The sequence below is a fragment of the Pseudomonas koreensis genome, from assembly GCF_024169245.1.
In the GTDB taxonomy this organism is placed as follows: domain Bacteria; phylum Pseudomonadota; class Gammaproteobacteria; order Pseudomonadales; family Pseudomonadaceae; genus Aquipseudomonas; species Aquipseudomonas koreensis_F.
Genome location: NZ_JALJWP010000001.1, coordinates 3,104,297 through 3,123,738, shown reverse-complemented (window position 1 = coordinate 3,123,738; position 19,442 = coordinate 3,104,297). Strand labels below are relative to the sequence as shown.

The 19,442-nt window shown below is 59.2% G+C and carries 19 protein-coding genes; 6 read left to right on the top strand and 13 right to left on the bottom strand.

Annotated features, from left to right (window positions below; all coding sequences use genetic code 11):
- Positions 1–11: 11 nt before the first annotated feature.
- Positions 12–1,070, bottom strand: a complete 1,059-nt coding sequence (locus J2Y90_RS14040) for a DUF2066 domain-containing protein (RefSeq protein WP_253500487.1) — start codon at positions 1,068–1,070, stop codon at positions 12–14.
- Positions 1,071–1,443: 373 nt separating this feature from the next.
- Between J2Y90_RS14040 and purM the strand changes: the two genes are divergently transcribed.
- Genes purM through J2Y90_RS14025 form a run of 3 tightly spaced genes read left to right on the top strand, consistent with a single transcriptional unit; the run spans position 1,444 to position 3,874 of the window.
- Positions 1,444–2,502: a phosphoribosylformylglycinamidine cyclo-ligase gene (gene purM / locus J2Y90_RS14035; protein WP_253500486.1), complete on the top strand. Its 1,059-nt coding sequence runs from the start codon at positions 1,444–1,446 to the stop codon at positions 2,500–2,502.
- The gene (gene purN / locus J2Y90_RS14030) at positions 2,502–3,152 is read left to right on the top strand and encodes a phosphoribosylglycinamide formyltransferase (protein WP_253500485.1); all 651 of its coding nucleotides are present in this window, start codon (positions 2,502–2,504) and stop codon (positions 3,150–3,152) included. The genes purM and purN overlap by 1 nt, the downstream gene beginning before the upstream one ends.
- A gap of 8 nt (positions 3,153–3,160) precedes the next feature.
- A complete protein-coding gene (locus J2Y90_RS14025; RefSeq protein WP_016773693.1) occupies positions 3,161–3,874 on the top strand; it encodes a DUF3108 domain-containing protein in 714 nt (237 codons plus the stop codon).
- A gap of 166 nt (positions 3,875–4,040) precedes the next feature.
- Here J2Y90_RS14025 and J2Y90_RS14020 read toward each other — a convergent pair whose 3' ends face one another.
- Complete coding sequence (locus tag J2Y90_RS14020) at positions 4,041–5,666, bottom strand: methyl-accepting chemotaxis protein (RefSeq protein WP_253500484.1); 1,626 nt, start codon at positions 5,664–5,666, stop codon at positions 4,041–4,043.
- Positions 5,667–5,803: 137 nt separating this feature from the next.
- Positions 5,804–6,850 (bottom strand): amidohydrolase family protein, encoded by a 1,047-nt coding sequence (locus J2Y90_RS14015; RefSeq protein ID WP_253500483.1) that lies wholly within the window; start codon positions 6,848–6,850, stop codon positions 5,804–5,806.
- Positions 6,851–6,979: 129 nt separating this feature from the next.
- On the opposite strand from J2Y90_RS14015, the gene J2Y90_RS14010 reads away from it, so the two are divergent.
- Positions 6,980–7,396 (top strand): OsmC family protein, encoded by a 417-nt coding sequence (locus J2Y90_RS14010; RefSeq protein ID WP_186551036.1) that lies wholly within the window; start codon positions 6,980–6,982, stop codon positions 7,394–7,396.
- A 61-nt stretch (positions 7,397–7,457) separates the two neighbouring features.
- Positions 7,458–8,330, top strand: a complete 873-nt coding sequence (locus J2Y90_RS14005) for a pirin family protein (RefSeq protein WP_253500482.1) — start codon at positions 7,458–7,460, stop codon at positions 8,328–8,330.
- A gap of 85 nt (positions 8,331–8,415) precedes the next feature.
- Here J2Y90_RS14005 and J2Y90_RS14000 read toward each other — a convergent pair whose 3' ends face one another.
- The 4 genes from J2Y90_RS14000 to J2Y90_RS13985 all read right to left on the bottom strand — a co-directional run bounded on the left by J2Y90_RS14000 (position 8,416) and on the right by J2Y90_RS13985 (position 12,125).
- Positions 8,416–9,144 carry a dienelactone hydrolase family protein gene (locus tag J2Y90_RS14000; RefSeq protein WP_253500481.1) on the bottom strand — a complete coding sequence of 243 codons (729 nt, stop codon included), beginning with the start codon at positions 9,142–9,144 and terminating at the stop codon, positions 8,416–8,418.
- Between the two features lie 69 nt (positions 9,145–9,213).
- The gene (gene htpG / locus J2Y90_RS13995) at positions 9,214–11,118 is read right to left on the bottom strand and encodes a molecular chaperone HtpG (RefSeq protein WP_253500480.1); all 1,905 of its coding nucleotides are present in this window, start codon (positions 11,116–11,118) and stop codon (positions 9,214–9,216) included.
- Positions 11,119–11,199: 81 nt separating this feature from the next.
- Positions 11,200–11,652, bottom strand: coding sequence for a PaaI family thioesterase (locus J2Y90_RS13990; RefSeq protein ID WP_253500479.1), 453 nt, complete (start codon positions 11,650–11,652; stop codon positions 11,200–11,202).
- Complete coding sequence (locus J2Y90_RS13985; protein WP_253500478.1) at positions 11,649–12,125, bottom strand: PaaI family thioesterase; 477 nt, start codon at positions 12,123–12,125, stop codon at positions 11,649–11,651. Before J2Y90_RS13985 ends, J2Y90_RS13990 begins: the two co-directional genes overlap by 4 nt.
- 158 nt (positions 12,126–12,283) lie before the next feature.
- Between J2Y90_RS13985 and J2Y90_RS13980 the strand changes: the two genes are divergently transcribed.
- On the top strand, positions 12,284–12,520 hold the full coding sequence (locus tag J2Y90_RS13980) for a hypothetical protein (protein WP_007959016.1): 237 nt from the start codon (positions 12,284–12,286) through the stop codon (positions 12,518–12,520).
- Between the two features lie 62 nt (positions 12,521–12,582).
- Here the strand turns inward: J2Y90_RS13980 and J2Y90_RS13975 are convergent, their stop codons facing one another.
- The 6 genes from J2Y90_RS13975 to lpdA all read right to left on the bottom strand — a co-directional run bounded on the left by J2Y90_RS13975 (position 12,583) and on the right by lpdA (position 19,355).
- Complete coding sequence (locus J2Y90_RS13975; protein ID WP_056783897.1) at positions 12,583–12,984, bottom strand: MAPEG family protein; 402 nt, start codon at positions 12,982–12,984, stop codon at positions 12,583–12,585.
- Positions 12,984–13,721 carry a DUF599 domain-containing protein gene (locus J2Y90_RS13970; protein ID WP_253500477.1) on the bottom strand — a complete coding sequence of 246 codons (738 nt, stop codon included), beginning with the start codon at positions 13,719–13,721 and terminating at the stop codon, positions 12,984–12,986. Before J2Y90_RS13970 ends, J2Y90_RS13975 begins: the two co-directional genes overlap by 1 nt.
- Before the next feature lie 257 nt (positions 13,722–13,978).
- On the bottom strand, positions 13,979–15,292 hold the full coding sequence (gene brnQ / locus J2Y90_RS13965) for a branched-chain amino acid transport system II carrier protein (RefSeq protein WP_253500476.1): 1,314 nt from the start codon (positions 15,290–15,292) through the stop codon (positions 13,979–13,981).
- A gap of 393 nt (positions 15,293–15,685) precedes the next feature.
- Positions 15,686–16,570, bottom strand: a complete 885-nt coding sequence (sucD, locus tag J2Y90_RS13960) for a succinate--CoA ligase subunit alpha (RefSeq protein ID WP_253500475.1) — start codon at positions 16,568–16,570, stop codon at positions 15,686–15,688.
- Positions 16,570–17,736 carry an ADP-forming succinate--CoA ligase subunit beta gene (gene sucC, locus J2Y90_RS13955; protein WP_253500474.1) on the bottom strand — a complete coding sequence of 389 codons (1,167 nt, stop codon included), beginning with the start codon at positions 17,734–17,736 and terminating at the stop codon, positions 16,570–16,572. The genes sucD and sucC overlap by 1 nt, the downstream gene beginning before the upstream one ends.
- Before the next feature lie 182 nt (positions 17,737–17,918).
- Positions 17,919–19,355, bottom strand: coding sequence for a dihydrolipoyl dehydrogenase (lpdA, locus tag J2Y90_RS13950; RefSeq protein WP_042607587.1), 1,437 nt, complete (start codon positions 19,353–19,355; stop codon positions 17,919–17,921).
- Positions 19,356–19,442 lie beyond the last annotated feature (87 nt).

Here is a 19,442-nt window from a genome sequence, read left to right as displayed (position 1 = left end):
TAAGGAAAGACTTACCAGCGAAACCGCAACGACGGTGCCACCGCTGCCGGGGTTGGCGCTACAACCGCAGGCGCACCCTCGACTGCTGGCTGCACAGGTGCCAATGGAGCCGGCGCCTCGGCAGGCAACTCCTGCAACTTCGCCAGCGACAATTGCGCGCGCAACTGGTCAGCACTGCCATTGACCCGATAGACGATGCGATCGCCCTGTACGCTTTGCAGACGCACACCGAACGGTTCGAGTAACCGCAGCAGCGCCGCGTAATGCTCCAGATTCATGCCCTGCACTTCCAGCGTCTGCTGACCCGATGCGCCGGGCTTGGCGACAAATCGCGGCGCCAGCCGCTCGGCCACCGCAAGCATTACCGCATCGGCAACGGCGGCCTGATCGGCGCCCTGCACGCTGCCGGCCTCTTTCTGATCACCCAGCCACAAGCGCCATTTGGCCTGCCACTGCCCGCCCTCTTCGCGGGCGTGCACCGCGAGCAAGGCGTCAGCGTTGTAACGTTCCGAAGCACTGCGCAGGGGCGCGGGATCAGCACTTTCCAGCGCCGGCGCAGTGGCGACGAGTTGTTCGCTGAGATCCGCCAGCGGCAAACGCAGCGGCAAACCGCGATGTTGCGCGGCTGTGCGCAATGTTGAGGCTGCGGCCTGACCATCACCGACCAGACTCGCACCTTCGGTTGAATCGTTCAGCCACCAGCTGAGGATCGACGGCCGACTGGCGCCCCACACCGGCAACCCGGCCCGGCGCAGGGCCTGCTCGGTGGTTGCCGGATCGAAGTCGACTTTCAGTACTTCCGGTGGCCCGGCGTCGAAACCGAACTGGCTGATGATCTGCTGCGGATCCTTGCGAATCGGCGCCAGCCCCGGATTCTGCGCGGCTTTCGGGTCGCCGGTCAGGCGCAGCACCAGGGTATCGAGCGCGGCCTGCGTGGCGCGATCGCGCTCTTCCACTGCCTGGCCGTTGACCGGCTGACGGACCTGGTACAGGCCTTTGAGGTTTTCGGCATGGCTCGCCAGGCTGACCAGTGTCAGGCAGCCTACAAACAATAATTTACAAAAACGCATGGAAAATTCCCGTCGACAGGAGCGGCTGGAACACGCCGCGTGAACCGTTTGAGCAAGGCTGTGACCCCCAGCTCTCGCAAAACATTCACACGGTGGCGGTAAGTTTTTGCACACTCCTAACGATAGACGGTTAATCGCCACACCTTATACAGGCAGTCATACGCAGCGATTGCAAAAAATTTCCGCCGATATGGCCCTGCCCGTCGGTGCGAGGATGGCCGCTGCCCCTCAAGCCTGATAAAATCGCGCGCCTTCGCAGACCGGCAACAGCCGGGCCCCTCGAAACTCGTGTGAGGCGATCGCCCATCGAGTTCGATGTTCCCGCTGAACTCGGTCGTTACCCCCTGAATCCCCTCCCCTAAAGGCCTGGATCATGAGCAAGCAACCCTCCCTGAGCTACAAGGACGCCGGTGTAGACATCGACGCCGGTGAAGCATTGGTCGAACGCATCAAGAGCGTCGCCAAGCGCACTGCGCGCCCGGAAGTCATGGGCGGCCTGGGCGGTTTCGGCGCCCTCTGCGAAATCCCGGCCGGCTACAAGCAGCCGGTGCTGGTCTCCGGCACCGACGGCGTCGGCACCAAGCTGCGTCTGGCGCTGAACCTGAACAAGCACGACAGCATCGGCATCGACCTGGTCGCCATGTGCGTCAACGATCTGGTGGTGTGCGGCGCCGAGCCGCTGTTCTTCCTCGACTACTACGCCACCGGCAAACTGAATGTCGACACCGCTGCCCAAGTGGTTACCGGCATCGGCGCTGGCTGCGAACTGTCGGGTTGCTCGCTGGTTGGCGGCGAAACCGCTGAAATGCCAGGCATGTACGAAGGCGAAGACTACGACCTGGCCGGCTTCTGCGTCGGCGTCGTGGAAAAAGCGGAAATCATCGACGGCTCGAAAGTCGCCACCGGTGACGCCCTGATCGCCCTGCCATCGTCCGGCCCGCACTCCAACGGCTACTCGCTGATCCGCAAGATCATCGAAATCTCCGGCGCCGACATCGAGAACACCCAGCTCGACGGCAAACCGCTGACCGACCTGCTGATGGCCCCGACCCGCATCTACGTCAAGCCACTGCTCAAGCTGATCAAGGACACTGGCGCGGTCAAGGCCATGGCCCACATCACCGGTGGCGGCCTGCTCGACAACATCCCGCGCGTGTTGCCAAAAGGCGCGCAAGCAGTGGTTGACGTGGCAAGCTGGACTCGCCCGGCCGTCTTCGACTGGCTGCAAGAGAAAGGCAACGTTGACGAAACCGAGATGCACCGCGTGCTCAACTGCGGCGTCGGCATGGTCATCTGCGTGGCTCAGGAGCACGTCGAAGTTGCCCTTAACACTCTGCGTGACGCTGGCGAGCAGCCTTGGGTCATCGGTCAGATCGCCGTGGCCGCCGAGGGCGCTGCGCAGGTCGAGCTGAAGAACCTCAAGGCTCACTGATGCCAAAGCCCTGTGATGTCGTGGTGCTGTTGTCCGGCACCGGCAGTAACTTGCAGGCTCTGATCGACAGCACGCGGACCGGCGACAGCCCGGTCCGCATCGCTGCGGTGATTTCCAACCGCGCCGACGCCTACGGCCTGCAACGCGCCCGCGATGCGGGTATCGCCACCCGCTCGCTGGATCACAAGGCATTCGAGGGCCGCGAGGCCTTCGATGCCGCGCTGATCGAACTGATCGACCAATTCAACCCGAAACTTGTGGTACTGGCCGGCTTCATGCGCATTCTCAGCGCTGGTTTCGTTCGCCACTATCAGGGTCGCCTGCTCAACATCCACCCGTCGCTGCTGCCCAAATACAAAGGGTTACACACTCATCAGCGTGCGCTGGAGGCCGGCGACACGGAACATGGCTGCTCCGTGCACTTCGTCACCGAGGAACTCGATGGCGGACCACTGGTCGTACAGGCAGTATTACCGGTAGAGTTGCACGACACGCCGCAGAGTCTGGCGCAACGAGTCCACGTTCAGGAACACCTGATCTATCCGATGGCGGTACGCTGGTTTGCCGAAGGCAGACTGACCCTCGGGGACCAGGGTGCTTTACTCGACGGCCAGCTACTCGCCGCCAGCGGCCACTTGATTCGAAATTAGGAGATATTATGCGTCGCGCCCTGCTCTTCGCTTGCGCTCTGCTCGCCCTGCCCTTCGCGCAGGCAGCGGACCTTCAACCGTTCTCCGCCAGCTACACCGCCGACTGGAAGCAGCTGCCCATGAGCGGCACTGCCGAACGCAGCCTGACCAAGGAAGCCAACGGCGTCTGGAAACTCAGCTTCAAGGCGTCGATGATGATCGCCAGTCTGACCGAAGAAAGCACCCTGAAGCTGGACAAGGACACCTTGCTGCCGCAGTCCTACCACTTCGAACGCGGTGGTCTGGGCAAAGCGAAAAAGGCTGATCTGGACTTCGACTGGGCCAACAAGCTGGTGACCGGTACCGACCGTGGCGATGCGGTGAAGATCCCGCTGAACCGTGGCATGGTCGACAAGTCGACCTACCAGCTGGCACTGCAGCACGACGTCGCCGCCGGCAAGAAAAGCATGAGCTATCAGGTCGTCGATGATGGCGAAGTCGATACCTACGACTTCCGCGTACTGGGTTCGGAAAAGGTCGACACCAAGGCCGGCCAGATCGACGCGATCAAGGTCGAACGCGTGCGCGACCCGACACAAAGCAAGCGCATCACCGTGCTGTGGTTCGCCAAGGACTGGGATTACCTGCTGGTGCGCCTGCAACAGGTCGAGACTGACGGCAAGGAGTACAACATCATGCTCCAGGACGGCACGGTCAACGGCAAGACTGTCAAAGGCAGCTGATCCATCGCAAGAACAACGAGCCCCGCGAATGCGGGGCTTTTTATTTGCCCGCAGCTTTCGCCCCTGTAGGAGCTGACGAGTGAAACGAGGCTGCGATCTTTTGATCTTGATCTTGAAAAGATCGCAGCGTGCCGCAGCTCCTACAGGGATTTCGTCGCCTGCTGATTCAGACAGAAAACCGCGCCACCATCCCATTCAGATCCACCGCCAGGCGCGACAGATCCTGACTCGCCGCGCTGGTCTGATTGGCCCCCGCCGAAGTCTGCATCGCCAGATCCCGGATGTTCATCAGATTGCGATCCACCTCGCGCGCCACTGCGGCCTGCTCTTCCGAGGCACTGGCGATCACCAGGTTGCGCTCGTTGATCAAGGTAAACGCCGAAGCGATTTCCTCCAGGGCCGAACCTGCGCCCTTAGCCAGCTCCAGGGTCGAGCGCGCCCGGGCGTTGCTTTGCTGCATCGAGCTGACTGCCAAATCAGTGCCCTGCTGGATCCCGCCGATCATCTGCTCGATCTCCTGCGTCGACTGCTGGGTGCGATGAGCCAAGGCGCGCACCTCATCGGCGACCACCGCAAAACCACGTCCGGCATCACCGGCGCGTGCCGCTTCGATAGCGGCGTTGAGGGCGAGCAGATTGGTCTGTTCGGCGATCGAGCGAATCACGTCCAGCACCTTGCTGATGCCGTGAACCTTTTGCGCCAGCGCTTCAACCTGCGCCGCATTATTGGTGACGTCGCCGGCCAGAAACTCGATCGACGTCACCGTCTGCTGCACCTGCTCACGCCCCTGGCGGGCGATGCGGTCGGACTCACGGGAAGCTTCGGACGTAGCCACGGCATTGTTCGCCACCTCTTCCACCGCTGCTGTCATCTGGTTGACTGCGGTGGCGGCCTGTTCGATTTCCTGGCTCTGCTGATGCAGGCCGCGAGTGGCGTCTTCGGTGACGCTGCTGAGCTCTTCGGCGGCCGAGGCCAACTGAGTGGACGACTCGGAGATGCGCCGAATGGTGTCGCGCAGATTGTGCTGCATGCTTTTCAGCGCTTGCAGCAAGCGCGCCGGTTCGTCTTTGCCAGCGATGTGAATGTCACCGGTCAAATCCCCGCTGGCCACCACTTCAGCCACGCTGAGCGATTGCGACAATGGCACGACGATGCTGCGTGTCAGCAGCAATGCCAGGCCAATGGTGATCAGTGCGGCCATGGCGATCATCACCCCGACCCACACCCGTGACTGACTGAATACCAAGCGTGCAGCCTCGGTGGCCAGATTGGCGTTGTGTTTATTCATCTCGACCAGATCGCGCAGAGTCACGGCAATCTCATCGGCCAGTGGACTCATCTGATCATTGAGAATCGCCGAGGCCTCAGCGACCCGATTCTGCGCCGAGAGCTGTAGGACTTGTGCCTGCAGCTCGAGGTATTTGTGCTCGGCAACCTTGAAGCGATCGAACAGCGCGCGCTCTTCAGGCAAGGCGATCAACCGGTCATAGCGCTGCTGCGCTTCGCTCAAGCCACTGCGCAGTTCGTTGAGCTTGGCGACGTTCTGCTCCAGTGCCTTGGGGTCGCGATTGAGCAACAGGCGCATGGTCAATGCGCGCAGACGCAGCATGTCCTGACTCATTTCCCCGACCGCCATCACGCTGGGCAGCCAGTTGTTGTCGACCTCATCGGACTGCGCACGCATGTTCGACATTTGCAGCAAGGCGAACGCCCCAAGGGCAAACACCATCAACGCCAGCAGGCCGAAACCGAGACCGGCGCGCGGGGCAATATTGAGACTACGGATATTCATGACTCTGGCTCCTTCCAAAAAGCGCTGCATCACCTGCAGCGGGTTGCTTTAGAAGGTATCGGCATTGCGCTGAAATTGCGTAAGACGAATAGGCGCCAGGCAGACGAGCGGCTGGTTCGAACCCGCGGTTTGACGTTTCAGCGCTGATCCGCGGGTTGGCTTGCGTTGCGCGGCAATATCGCCAGGAAGTTGTCTCTTGCGACTTTGCGTGCAACCGCCTCCGGCAGCGCATCGAGGAAAGGTTTGTAGCTGTGCATTTCCTTACCGAGCTTGTTGAATCGTCCTACCACGTCAGAGCCCAGCATGAAGCGATCGGGATATTTCTCCACCAGGGCCAGCCACTCCGCACGCGGCTTGCCCTGCTCGTCCAGCAGGTACGGGGTGAGCATGCTCCACGACAGATCGATGAACAGATTCGGATAGGCCTCAAGCATGCGCGTCAGGGTGGGCAACAAGAACGGCAACTGCGTCTGGTGCCGATGAATTTCCGCGCTGGTGCCAGCATGCGCCCAGATGAATCGTGTGTGCGGGTGATTGCGCAGCGGCTCTTCGACTTCCTTCAAGTACAGCGGATTTTTCTCACGCTTGGAGGTGATGTTGGAATGCAGCATTACCGGCAGATCGTTTTCAGCTGCAAGATGATAGATCTTGGTCATGGCCTCGTTGTTAGCCCTGGGTGTGTCGCCGGAGGTCAGCGCCGTCAGATCGTCGTGCCGGGTAAACACTTCGCCAATGCCCTGCCACAGCCCCGGATAAAGATCGAGCATGCGTTGGATATGCGCGGCGGAATTCTTGTCGTTGGGATTGAAGCCAGACAGGAACGGATGAAAGTACTGGCGCTGCTCCGGCGCGAGTTTTTCCACCGCGTGGGCAATGATCACATCGGTGGCGCTGTACCAATAGGCATCGGCGTCATCACCGGCGTAATAACGCGGGCGCTTGGGTTCATCTTCATGCCATTTCTTCGCCACGGGAATGCCGGAAATCATTACGTGCTCGATGGAGTTTTCCTTCATGGCCGTGAGCAATTTCTGCATGCCGGCGCTTTCCTGGAAAAAATCCACGTAATGCAGGTGCGCATCGCTGTAGGTGTATTCGCGGGCGCCGGCACTGCCAACGAACAGCAGCAGACAGGCAAGACTCAGACGAGACAAGGACACAAGTAATCTCCGGCAGATGGGCATAGCCTAGACCGCGCCCTGACGACAAGGGTTCATCCCCGCCGAAAAGCGGAACGCGAACCGCTGGGAATGCTCTATAACTGCAAGGTCTGTTTTGATCCAACGATTTTTCCTGCCGCCTGTGAGGTTTCCATGACTGTCACCGTCAATACCGTCTCTGCCGAAGGTTTTCGTCATACCGTCCAGATCGACGACCACGAATTGTTTGCCGACGTACCGAAAACCGCCGGTGGCGAAGGCACCGCGCCGGAGCCGCACGACTATTTCGACGCCGCCCTCGGCGCCTGCAAAGCGCTGACCCTGAAGATGTACGCGAAGAAAAAAGACATCCCACTGACCGGCGTGGGTGTCGAAGTCAAGCGCGACAACAGCGAAGAGCAGAAAGGCAAATACGCCCTGCATGTCACCCTGACGCTCAAAGGCGTATTGACCGACGCCCAGCGCGAGGAACTGCTGCGTGTGGCCGATCGCTGCCCGATTCACAAGCTGATGACCACCAGCGAAGTAACCATCGAAACCCACGCGCCACAAGGCTTTGACAGCCAATAATCCTCCCGATGCCAGCGGCGGGTTATGCTTCTGGCATCACCCGCTCAGCCTGGAATGCACCATGGACATGCCACTCCTGATCATCCGCCCGCGCGCCGAAGACGTAGAAGGCCAGCCGATCCTGCGCCCGCTGCCGTCAGCCAAATGCCGCAACGTCGGGCCTTTCGTGTTTTTCGACCACATGCTCGAGACGATTTATCCGACGGGCAAAGGCATGGATATCCGACAGCACCCGCACATCGGTCTGTCGACGCTCACCTACTTGTTTGAAGGACAACTGCAGCACAAGGACAGTCTGGGCTCCGATCAGGTGGTCGGCGCTGGCGATGTCAGCTGGATGACCGCAGGCAGCGCCATCGCCCACGTCGAGCGTACGCCTGTGCCGCTGCTCGCCGAAACTTTTACCCTGCACGGCCTGCAAGTCTGGCTGGCCTCGCCCAAGGCACACGAACAGGGCCCGGGGCATTACAGCCATCACCCGGCAGCGACGTTGCCGGTCAGCGATAACCTTGGCGTGCAGATTCGCATGATTGCCGGGTCGGGCTTTTGCCTTGAATCGCCGGTGCCGGTGCTTTCTCCTACGCTGTATGCCGAAGTGAAGATGCAGACCGCGACCACATTGCTGATTCCGGCCGAGCATGAAGAACGCGCGGTGTATGTGTTGAGCGGTGATGCGCAATTGAATGGCGACGCGATCGAGCCGCATGCGCTGGTGGTGCTGCCCGCTGGCGAAGAAATGAGTCTGTTTGCTGAAAGCGATGTGCACGCGGTGGTGTTCGGCGGCGCGCCGCTGGACGGGCCGAGGCGGATCAACTGGAATTTCGTCGCCAGTGATCCGGCGGCGATTGATGAAGCACGGCGCAAATGGGCGGCCGGGGATTGGCCGACGGTGCCAGGGGAAGTCGAGCGGATCGAACTACCGGCAAGCCGTTAAAGCAAAAGATCGCAGCCTTCGGCAGCTCCTACACCGGATTCATGTAGGAGCTGCCGAAGGCTGCGATCTTTTGATCTGAGGGCAATCAGCCCTTGAACAATTCATCCAGCAAATCATGCATCGACTTGAACGCACGCTTGGCGATCTTTTCGTCGTACATCATCTTGCCCGGCACGTTCGCGTGTGGATCGGTGAACGAGTGCACCGCACCGCCGTAGCTGAGCAACTGCCAGTCGACCTTGGCCGCGTTCATTTCATCTTCGAACGCCGGCAGTTGCTCCTTCGGCACCAACGGATCGGATGCGCCATGCAGCACCAGCACCGAGCCCTTGATGTTCTGTGCATCCGCCGGGTTCGGCGAATCCAGCGTGCCGTGGAACGACACCGCCGCTTTCACCGGCGCGCCAGTACGGGCCAGGTCCAGCGCGCAGCAACCACCGAAGCAGAAACCGAATACCGCCAGTTTCGACGTATCAACCGCCGCTTCGCCCTGGCTTTGCAATTGCTCGAAGGCCACTTGCAGACGCTTGCGCAGCAGCGCGCGGTCGTCCTTGAGCGGCATCATCGCTGCCAGCGCCTCATCAGCATTTTGCGGACGCACGGTCTGACCGTAGACATCCGCGATCAATACAACATAACCCTTGGCCGCCACCGCTTTGGCGATGTCCTCGGCACCGGCGCTGACGCCCATCCAGTTCGGCGCCATCAGCAAACCCGGGCGCGCGCCCTTATGCTCGGCGTCGAACGCCAGGCGGCCTTCATAGGCTTGGCCGTCAATCTGATAGACCACGGAACGTACAGTGACTTGGCTCATTTCTGACTCCTGATTGTGTAGACACCAGAACGAAAAAACCCGCCGAAGCGGGTTTTTCCTACAACGTGATCAAACCGACAGTTCAACCAGCAGCTTGTTCAGACGGCGCACGTAAGCGGCCGGATCCTTCAAGCTGTCGCCCGCCGCCAGGGCGGCCTGATCGAAGAGGATGTGCGACAGATCGCCAAAACGCTCTTCGCTCTGCTCGCCATCGAGTTTCTCGATCAGCGGGTGGCTCGGGTTGAATTCGAAGATCGGCTTCGAATCCGGGACTTTCTGCCCGCTGGCTTCGAGGATCTGGCGCATTTGCAGGCCCAGGTCCTGTTCGCCGATGGCCAGAATCGCCGGCGAATCGGTCAGACGATGCGACACACGCACCTCAGCCACGGAATCGCCCAGTGCGGTTTTCAGACGCTCGACCAGACCTTCTTTGGACTTGGCGACTTCTTCTGCAGCTTTCTTGTCCTCTTCCGAGTCCAGGTTGCCCAGATCGAGGTCACCACGCGCCACGTCGACAAAGGTCTTGCCGTCGAACTCGCTGAGGTAGCTCATCAGCCACTCGTCGATGCGGTCGGTCAACAGCAGCACTTCGATGCCTTTCTTGCGGAAGACTTCCAGGTGCGGGCTGTTCTTCACCTGCGCGTAGGTTTCGCCGGTGAGGTAGTAGATCTTGTCCTGACCTTCCTTGGCGCGGGCCAGGTAGTCAGCCAGACCGACGACCTGCTCGCCGTCTTCGCCCTGGGTCGATGCGAAACGCAGCAGACCGGCAATTTTCTCTTTGTTGGCGAAGTCTTCGGCCGGGCCTTCTTTCATGACCTGACCGAAGTTCTTCCAGAAGCCTTTGTATTGCTCAGGCTCGTTCTTCGCCAGTTTTTCCAGCATGTCCAACACACGCTTGGTCAGCGCGGTTTTCATCGAATCGATGATCGGGTCTTTCTGCAGGATCTCACGCGACACGTTCAGCGACAGGTCGTTGGAATCGACCACACCCTTGATGAAGCGCAGGTACAGCGGCAGGAACGACTCGGCCTGATCCATTACAAACACACGCTGCACGTACAGCTTCAGGCCCTTCGGCGCTTCACGCTGGTACAGGTCGAACGGCGCGCGGGCCGGCACGTACAGCAGCGAGCTGTACTCGAGCTTGCCTTCGACCTTGTTGTGGCTCCACGACAGCGGATTCTCGAAGTCGTGAGCGATGTGCTTGTAGAACTCCTGGTATTCCTCGTCCTTCACCTCAGTGCGCGGACGGGTCCACAGGGCGCTGGCGCGGTTGACGGTTTCCCATTCAACGGCCGGTGCCTCTTCGCCTTCGGCCGGAGTGACTTCCTTCGGCAGCTCGATCGGCAAAGCGATGTGGTCGGAGTACTTCTTGATGATGTTGCGCAGACGCCAGCCATCAGCGAATTCGTCTTCACCGGACTTCAGGTGCAGGACGATGCGGGTGCCGCGTTCTGGTTTATCGATAGTGGCGACTTCAAATTCGCCCTCGCCTTTCGACGACCAGTGCACGCCTTCGCTGGCGTCGGTGCCGGCGCGACGGCTGTAGACATCAACCTTGTCGGCGACGATGAAGGCCGAGTAGAAGCCCACGCCGAACTGGCCGATCAGGTGCGAATCTTTCTTCTGATCGCCGGACAGGTTTTTCATGAAATCGGCGGTGCCGGATTTGGCGATGGTCCCCAGGTGGGTGATCACATCGTCACGGTTCATGCCGATACCGTTGTCTTCGAGGGTGACGGTCTTGGCGTCCTTGTCGAAGCTCACACGGATTTTCAGGTCAGCGCCACCTTCGAGCAACTCAGGCTTGGCCAGGGCTTCGAAGCGCAGCTTGTCGACGGCGTCAGAGGCGTTCGAGATCAATTCGCGAAGGAAAATTTCCTTATTCGAATACAGCGAATGGATCATGAGGTGCAGCAGCTGCTTTACCTCGGTCTGGAAGCCCAGGGTTTCCTTTTGAGTTTCCACACTCATGGTCATCAAACTCCAATCAGATGGCATTGGCCGCGACCCGAATGGTCTGCGGCGGGTTGTCATCTGAGTTGGGGGCGCTGATCAGGATTTCAAGGGCTCATCAATTTTGAAGTGCGCGCGAGCCGTGGCAATCGGTTCGGCCTCGGTACTCTGCCACGCCGTGACCGCAACGTTGGCCACGCGACGGCCCTGCCGGCAGACCTGGCACCTGGCCCAAGTGTCGCGAAACTGCCCGGCGCGCAGGTAATCGAGGGAAAAATCGATGATTTTCGGCACACCCGGCGTGCCGGTGAAAATCAGCAGATGCAGGGCTGCGGCCAGCTCCATGAAGCCGGCAATCACCCCGCCGTGGATCGCCGGCAATAAAGGGTTACCAATATTGTCCTTGTTCGCCGGTAGCTTGAACAGCAACTCATCGCCCACTCGCGAGCACTCGATGCCGATCAACCCGGCATAAGGGATCAATACCAGCAGCGGCGCGTAATCGCCCAGCGCGTGGGCCTGTTGCAGCTGCTCCCTGAGGTCGTTGCTCATTGGCCGGTTCCCTTGATCGCGCCCGCGAAACCTTTGCTGCCCTTGAGGCCAATGCCCATGCGCATGAATGTGCCGACCACGTGGGCGATTGGTTGCTGGGGATCGTCCTGGTAGGCAAAACCACGGGCAAAGATCACGTCGGTGGTGACGCGGTAGCACTGGGCGAAGCCGTACACCGCTTTGTGCGGTTCAGCGGCGTGCATGTAGTCGATGCGCAGATCGAGGGTCGGGCAGACTTCGAACTCTGGCAGCACGCACAGAGTCGACATACCGCAAGCGGTGTCCATCAACGAGGTGATGGCACCGCCATGGATGACTCCGGTTTCGGGATTGCCGACGATTTTTTCGCTGTAGGGCAGGATCACCGTCAGGCCTTCGCTGGAGGCGCTGTGCACTTGCAGACCCAAGACCTGACAGTGGCGCAATGCCGATAAAAAGCGCGTCGCGCGCTCAAAAACGGGGGTTTGGGCCATTTGATAAATACTCGCATTAAGGCCTTGTGCCAGTAGTGAGAAAAACGGCAAAAGTTCCGTGATAAAACAAACTTATATATCTGAAACAAATGAGGAACTTAACCCGTAGCGCCAAGCTCTTAAGGCCAGTAGTTATTTTCCATAAGGAGATACACCCCATGCGTAAGACTTTAGCTATTGCCTTGATGTTGACCGCTTCCCTCGGTCTCGCTGCCTGCGATAAAAAATCCGAGGACAAAGCTCAAGATGCCAACCAACATGCTGAGCAAGCTCAGCAAGACATGAACAAAGCTCAGGATAAAGTGAACGACGCAGCAAAAGAAAACGCCGAAGCTGCCAAAGCTCAGGCTGAATCGAACGCCGCTGCTCAAGAAGAAGCCGCCAAAAAGCAATAAGCTTTCTGGTGTGAAAGGAAAACCCGCCAAGTGCGGGTTTTCTTTTGCCTGCGATTTACCGGTTATAGCAACACGGTTCTAAAAGTCGGACTAATCATCAGCAACAACGAGCAGATGAAGCCAACTAGCCACATCAGGCTGCGTAACTTCGCCAGGTCGGCCAGATAGAACCACAGATAGAAGATTCGCGAGATCACGAAGATGATCGCCAGCGCATCGATAAGCCAGCCTGCGGTTTGCGTGGTGTGGGCCATCAGCACACCGACCGCGAACAGGATAAAGGCTTCGATACTGTTCTGATGGGCCGCCAGGGCCCTGGCACCGAACCCGGTCAACTGCGCCTGTTGCTGGCGCGGCAGATGATTGTCGTAACCGCCCTGCTCTTTCATGGCCTTGGCCACCGGCATGCGCGCCACATAAATCAATAAAGCACTGATAAACACACACCAGAACGGAATACTCATCAAACAGCCTCTTTGTTCGCCTCAGGGACGGGCGCCTCTGTAGGGGTATAGACCATGACATCGAGAACGTCGGAATGAAACTCGCGGCGATACAAAACCACCACGACTCCCGCGCTCATGATCATGAACAGCCACGGGCTGACGAACCACGCCAGCATGCTCATGCCGAAGTAATAAGAGCGCAGGCCGAAGTTGAACTGGTTGGCCGCCATCGAAATCACCCGCGCCGCCCGCGAAGCGAACGCCTTGCGCTCCTGCTCGGTCACTTGGCGCTCACCGATCATCGGCGCCGAACCGACCAGAATCGCGGCGAAGTTGTACTGCCGCATGCACCAGCTGAACGTGAAGAACGCATAGACGAACACCAGTGCCAGACACAGCAACTTGATCTCCGACATGCCTTGGGACGCCTGCTGCACCATCGGAATATCCGCCAACAGCGACACCGCACGCTCGGACGCACCAAGCACGGTGAGAATACCGGCGAGGATGATCAGCGTGCTGGAAGCGAAGAACGAGGCGTTGCGCTCCAGATTGCCGATCACACTCGCGTCGGCGATACGGTTGTCACGCAGCAACATGCGGCGCATCCAGTCTTCGCGGTACAGGTGCAACACGCTGGCCAGACACGCCGTGTCGCGGGCCTTCCAGGTGGCATAACGGGTATAGCCGCCCCAGCAGATGACAAACCAGACGGCGGCGAGCAGGTGGATCAGATTGGCTTGGATGAACGACATGCAATTCCTTGTGAAATGTAAACTCTGTACCTGTAGGAGTGAGCCTGCTCGCGATAGCGGTTTTCAATCAAATACTGACGTGACTGAAAAATCGCTATCGCGAGCAGGCTCACTCCTACATAAAAGCTAAGCAACCCTTCGACGTTAGCTCAGCAAAAAAGACACTGCCTCACGCGCATAAAAAATGCCCCGTATCGATTGATACGGGGCATTTCTGTTTAACCGTGCTCGACCCGCTTGTGGCGGGTCGAATCACGTCAGGCAGTGACTTCGCTGCGCTTGCCCAGCAGGCGATCGCATACCACGGCAACCACCAGGGTCATCACGCACGGCACCAGCCACGCCAGCCCCTGCTCGCTCAACGGCAGATGGGTAAGCTGAGTTGGCATCCAGTCGGCCAGACCGGCGCCCTTCAAGGCGTCGATGGTGCCGAACAGGAACGACACCAGCATCACCGGGCCAAGAATGCGTGCGTGCTCATGCCAGAAATCCTTGCAGAAGCTCAGCGCGACCAGAACGATGCACGGCGGATAGATCGCGGTGAGCACCGGAATCGAGAAGGCAATGAGCTTGGTCAGACCGAGGTTCGATACCAGCAGCGAGAACGCCGCGAGGATAATCACCAGAGTCTTGTAGGACAGAGGCAGCACACGGCTGAAATATTCTGCGCAGGCACAGGTCAGGCCGACCGCCGTAACCAGACAGGCCAGCGAGATCAGCACCGCGAGGAAACCACTGCCCAGCGAACCGAAAGTGTGTTGCACGTAGGCATGCAGCACAGCCGCGCCGTTGGTGGCACCGACCGCGACTTCATGGCTGCCGGAACCGAGGCGGAACAGACTGACATACACCAGCGCCAGACCGACACCGGCAATCAGGCCAGCAATGATCGCGTAACGTGTGATCAGCGCCGGCGACTCGACGCCACGGGAGCGGATCGCGTTGACGATAACGATGCCGAACACCAGTGCGCCGAGGGTGTCCATGGTCAGGTAACCATTGATGAACCCTTGCGAAAATGGCGCGGCGACGTATTCCGGTGTGCCGTGACCGATATCACCCGCCGGCAAGGCGAACGCGGCGATGCCCAATACTGCCAGCGCAATGATTTTCAGCGGCGCGAGGAAACGGCCAACGGTATCCAGCAAACGCCCAGGGTAGAGCGAAACAAAGAACACCAGCAGGAAGTACACCGAACTGTAGAGGAACAGCGCCAGCGGGCTCTCGCCGGTCAACGGCGCCAGACCCACCTCGAACGATACGGTCGCGGTACGCGGGGTGGCGAACAGTGGACCCACCGCCAGATAGCACGCCGCAGCGAGGATACCGCCAGCGATCTTGCCGATCGGGCTGCTCAATGCATCCATGGCACCGCCGACCTTGGCCAGCGCCACCACGGTGATCACCGGCAAACCTACGGCGGTGATCAGAAAGCCCAATGCAGCCATCCAGACGTGAGGTCCGGCCTGCAAGCCGACGATCGGCGGGAAGATGATGTTACCGGCCCCGACAAACAGGGCAAACGTCATAAAACCAAGTGCCAGGACGTCCTGACCTTTCAAAACTTTCATTAAGGTAATACCACACTACTGAAATCGGAATTTAGAGGGGGATTGCCCTGTTGGATTAGGGAAATGCTGTCGATCCGTATGGGACTGACCCTTAAAGCGCGTGGCTGCCTTGTGGGCGGCGGACGCAAAAATGGCTGCCAGCCTAACGAATTTGGCTGACAAACGCACTGTTAGAGGGCGAACTATCCGATACGCGACGTTTCAGTGTCGCGTTTACGTATCTTATTTTCAGAATAAGAGGCACAACGCAAAAGATCGCAGCCTTCGGCAACTCCTACAGAAGATCGCGTTCCTCTGCAGGAGCTGCCGAAGGCTGCGATCTTTTGATCTGCAGAAACGACAAAGGCCACCCGAAGGTGGCCTTTGTTGCTGGAGCTAAAAGTCAGCCGAAGCTTACTTCTTCACTTCCCAGCCAGTCAGCTCGGCCAGGGCCTTGCCGATGTCTGCCAGCGAACGCACGGTTTTTACGCCTGCGTCTTGCAGCGCAGCGAATTTCTCGTCTGCAGTGCCTTTGCCGCCAGAGATGATTGCGCCAGCATGGCCCATGCGCTTGCCCGGAGGAGCAGTCACACCAGCGATGTAGGAAACAACCGGCTTGGTCACGTTTGCCTTGATGTAGGCAGCCGCTTCTTCTTCAGCCGAACCGCCGATCTCGCCGATCATTACGATCGCTTCGGTCTGCGGGTCTTCCTGGAACAGCTTCAGGATGTCGATGAAGTTCGAACCCGGGATCGGGTCACCGCCGATGCCGACGCAAGTCGACTGACCGAAACCGGCATCAGTGGTCTGCTTCACAGCTTCGTAGGTCAGGGTGCCGGAACGCGAAACGATACCGACCTTGCCTGGCAAGTGAATGTGACCTGGCATGATGCCGATCTTGCATTCGCCTGGGGTGATCACGCCTGGGCAGTTAGGGCCGATCAGGACCACGCCCAGCTCGTCGCACTTGACCTTGGCGTCCAGCATGTCCAGGGTAGGAATGCCTTCGGTGATGCAGACGATCAGCTTGATGCCGCCGAAGGCCGCTTCCAGGATCGAGTCCTTGCAGAAAGGAGCCGGAACGTAGATCACGCTGGCGGTGGCGCCAGTGGCTGCTACAGCTTCTTTCACAGTGTTGAACACAGGCAGGTTCAGGTGAGTGGTACCACCCTTGCCTGGAGTCACGCCGCCGACCATTTTGGTGCCGTAGGCAATGGCTTGCTCGGAGTGGAAAGTACCCTGTGCGCCGGTGAAGCCCTGGCAGATGACTTTGGTGTCTTTATTGATCAGGACGCTCATTACTTGCCCTCCGCAGCTTTAACGACTTGTTGAGCAGCGTCGGTCAGGCTGGTAGCAGCGATGATGTTCAAACCGCTTTCTGCCAGTACTTTAGCGCCCAGTTCAGCGTTGTTGCCTTCAAGACGAACAACAACCGGGATTTTCACGCCGACTTCTTTCACTGCACCGATGATGCCTTCGGCAATCATGTCGCAACGAACGATGCCGCCGAAGATGTTAACCAGTACTGCAGCGACATTGCTGTCGGACAGAATGATTTTGAAAGCTTCGGTCACGCGCTCTTTGGTAGCACCACCGCCTACGTCGAGGAAGTTGGCTGGCTTGCCGCCGTGCAGGTTGACGATGTCCATGGTACCCATGGCCAGACCGGCACCGTTGACCATGCAGCCGATGTTGCCTTCCAGGGCTACGTAGTTCAGTTCGAACTTGGCAGCGTGCGCTTCGCGCGGATCGTCCTGCGACGGATCGTGGAAAGCCTTCAGCTTAGGCTGACGGTACATGGCGTTGGCGTCGATGTTGATCTTCGCGTCCAGGCAGTGCAGATCGCCGTCAGCCTTGATCACCAGCGGGTTCACTTCCAGCAGAGCCAGGTCGTGGTCTTTGAACAGCTTGGCCAGACCTACGAAGATCTTGGCGAACTGAGTGACCTGCTTGCCTTCCAGACCCAGCTGGAATGCCAGCTCGCGACCCTGGGATGGCTGAGCGCCAACCAGTGGATCGATAGTGGCCTTGAGAATTTTTTCTGGAGTGTCGTGAGCGATTTTCTCGATGTCCACCCCACCTTCGGTGGAAGCCATGAACACGATGCGACGGCTCGAACGGTCAACGACAGCGCCCAGGTACAGCTCTTTAGCGATATCAGTGCACGATTCAACCAGGATCTTGGTGACTGGCTGGCCATTGGCGTCAGTCTGGTAAGTCACCAGACGCTTGCCCAGCCACTGCTGTGCGAAGGCTTTGGCGTCTTCTTTGCTGCGAACCAGCTTTACGCCGCCCGCTTTACCGCGACCACCGGCGTGAACCTGGGCTTTGACGACCCACTCGTTGCCGCCGATCTTGTCGCAAGCTTCTGCTGCTGCTTCCGGGGTGTCTACTGCGTAACCAGTGGAAACTGGCAGGCCGTATTCAGCGAACAGCTGCTTACCCTGATACTCGTGAAGATTCATGCTTTTTACCGTCTTCGTTAGGTACTGCGCATTCGGCGCTGCGCTCGTTTGAGTGCCGCGCCACCTGTGACTGCTGCTTGCGTAGCTGGGCTACGCAAGACTGCGTCCGGCGGACATTCCGCGGTGAGTCTTGCTCGCAAGGCTCACGACGGGCCGCTGCCGCCGTGGTTTCTTATTGTGTCTTAACGCTTCTTGCGGTTGGCAATGTGGATGGCGCCGCCATTCACTGCCAGAGCAGCTTCGTGCAAGGCTTCGGACAGGGTCGGATGGGAGAAAACCATCATGCCCAGGTCTTCAGCGCTGGTGCCGAATTCCATGCCGATCGCGCCCTGCTGAACCAGTTCCGCAGCGCTCGGGCCAATCACGTGCACGCCCAATACGCGGTCGGTCTTGGCATCGGCGATGACCTTGACGAAACCACCGGTATCGTTGGCAGCCATGGCACGGCCGGAAGCGGCGAACGGGAAGGTGCCGACGTTGACTTCAACGCCTTCGGCCTTCAGCGCCTGCTCGGTTTTGCCAACCCACGCGATTTCCGGGTGAGTATAAATAACCGAAGGGATCAAATCATAGTTCATCTGAGCCTTGTGGCCCTTGATGCGCTCGACAACCATGATGCCTTCTTCCGAAGCCTTGTGGGCCAGCATCATGCCGCGAACCACGTCACCAATGGCGAAGACGCCCGGTACAGCGGTGACGCAATGGTCATCGACCGCGATGAAACCGCGCTCGTCGATTTCCACGCCGCAGTCGGCAGACAGCAGATCAGTGGTCACCGGACGGCGACCAACGGCTACGATCAGCTTGTCGAAAGTGATGGTCTGTTCGCCGTTGGCATCGGTGTAGTTGACGACGACTTCTTCGCCGTTGACTTTCGAACCGGTAACGCGAGCGCCCAGCTTGATGTCCAGGCCCTGTTTGGTCAGGGTTTTCAGGGCTTCCTTGGAAACAGCGGTGTCCGCTGCCATCAGGAAAGTGTCCAGCGCTTCCAGAACTACAACTTCGGAACCCAGACGCGACCATACCGAACCCAGTTCCAGACCGATCACGCCAGCGCCGATCACGCCCAGACGTTTAGGAACGGACTGGAACTCCAGAGCGCCAGTCGAATCGACGATGACTTTCTGGTCGACCGGAGCCGGTGGAATGTCGATCGGACGCGAACCTGGCGCGAGGATGACGTTTTCCGCTTCGATGACTTCAACCGAGCCGTCCGGCTTGGTGACTTCGACTTTCTTGCCAGCCAGCAGCTTGCCGTGGCCCTGGATCGAAGTAACGCCGTTGGCCTTGAACAGGGTGGCAACGCCGCCGGTCAGGTTCTTGACGATGCCAGCCTTGCGGCCAACCATCGCAGCGACGTCCATTTTGACTTCGCCGGTCGAGATGCCGTGAACGTTGAAGCTTTCTTTGGCCTCCTTGTATTTCCACGAGCTGTCGAGCAGCGCCTTGGAAGGAATGCAACCCACGTTCAGGCAGGTACCGCCTAGGGCTTGTTTGCCCTCTGCGTCGGTGTACTTCTCGATGCAGGCAGTGGTCAGGCCCAACTGAGCAGCCTTGATGGCGGCTACGTAGCCACCAGGGCCGGCACCGATCACTACTACGTCAAATTTCTGCGACATTCAAAAAATCCTCTTTAGCAATAAAGCTACAAGCCGCAAGCTTGAAGCTGCAAGCCCACCCGCTCGCCTTGAGCTTGAGGCTTGTAG

Excerpts from the sequence above, each read along its gene's own strand:
- J2Y90_RS14040 (WP_253500487.1), bottom strand. The coding sequence starts at position 1,070 with ATGCGTTTTTGTAAATTATTGTTTGTAGGCTGCCTGACACTGGTCAGC.
- purM (WP_253500486.1), top strand. The coding sequence starts at position 1,444 with ATGAGCAAGCAACCCTCCCTGAGCTACAAGGACGCCGGTGTAGACATC.
- purN (WP_253500485.1), top strand. The coding sequence starts at position 2,502 with ATGCCAAAGCCCTGTGATGTCGTGGTGCTGTTGTCCGGCACCGGCAGT.
- J2Y90_RS14025 (WP_016773693.1), top strand. The coding sequence starts at position 3,161 with ATGCGTCGCGCCCTGCTCTTCGCTTGCGCTCTGCTCGCCCTGCCCTTC.
- J2Y90_RS14020 (WP_253500484.1), bottom strand. The coding sequence starts at position 5,666 with ATGAATATCCGTAGTCTCAATATTGCCCCGCGCGCCGGTCTCGGTTTC.
- J2Y90_RS14015 (WP_253500483.1), bottom strand. The coding sequence starts at position 6,850 with ATGCCCATCTGCCGGAGATTACTTGTGTCCTTGTCTCGTCTGAGTCTT.
- J2Y90_RS14010 (WP_186551036.1), top strand. The coding sequence starts at position 6,980 with ATGACTGTCACCGTCAATACCGTCTCTGCCGAAGGTTTTCGTCATACC.
- J2Y90_RS14005 (WP_253500482.1), top strand. The coding sequence starts at position 7,458 with ATGGACATGCCACTCCTGATCATCCGCCCGCGCGCCGAAGACGTAGAA.
- J2Y90_RS14000 (WP_253500481.1), bottom strand. The coding sequence starts at position 9,144 with ATGAGCCAAGTCACTGTACGTTCCGTGGTCTATCAGATTGACGGCCAA.
- htpG (WP_253500480.1), bottom strand. The coding sequence starts at position 11,118 with ATGAGTGTGGAAACTCAAAAGGAAACCCTGGGCTTCCAGACCGAGGTA.
- J2Y90_RS13990 (WP_253500479.1), bottom strand. The coding sequence starts at position 11,652 with ATGAGCAACGACCTCAGGGAGCAGCTGCAACAGGCCCACGCGCTGGGC.
- J2Y90_RS13985 (WP_253500478.1), bottom strand. The coding sequence starts at position 12,125 with ATGGCCCAAACCCCCGTTTTTGAGCGCGCGACGCGCTTTTTATCGGCA.
- J2Y90_RS13980 (WP_007959016.1), top strand. The coding sequence starts at position 12,284 with ATGCGTAAGACTTTAGCTATTGCCTTGATGTTGACCGCTTCCCTCGGT.
- J2Y90_RS13975 (WP_056783897.1), bottom strand. The coding sequence starts at position 12,984 with ATGAGTATTCCGTTCTGGTGTGTGTTTATCAGTGCTTTATTGATTTAT.
- J2Y90_RS13970 (WP_253500477.1), bottom strand. The coding sequence starts at position 13,721 with ATGTCGTTCATCCAAGCCAATCTGATCCACCTGCTCGCCGCCGTCTGG.
- brnQ (WP_253500476.1), bottom strand. The coding sequence starts at position 15,292 with ATGAAAGTTTTGAAAGGTCAGGACGTCCTGGCACTTGGTTTTATGACG.
- sucD (WP_253500475.1), bottom strand. The coding sequence starts at position 16,570 with ATGAGCGTCCTGATCAATAAAGACACCAAAGTCATCTGCCAGGGCTTC.
- sucC (WP_253500474.1), bottom strand. The coding sequence starts at position 17,736 with ATGAATCTTCACGAGTATCAGGGTAAGCAGCTGTTCGCTGAATACGGC.
- lpdA (WP_042607587.1), bottom strand. The coding sequence starts at position 19,355 with ATGTCGCAGAAATTTGACGTAGTAGTGATCGGTGCCGGCCCTGGTGGC.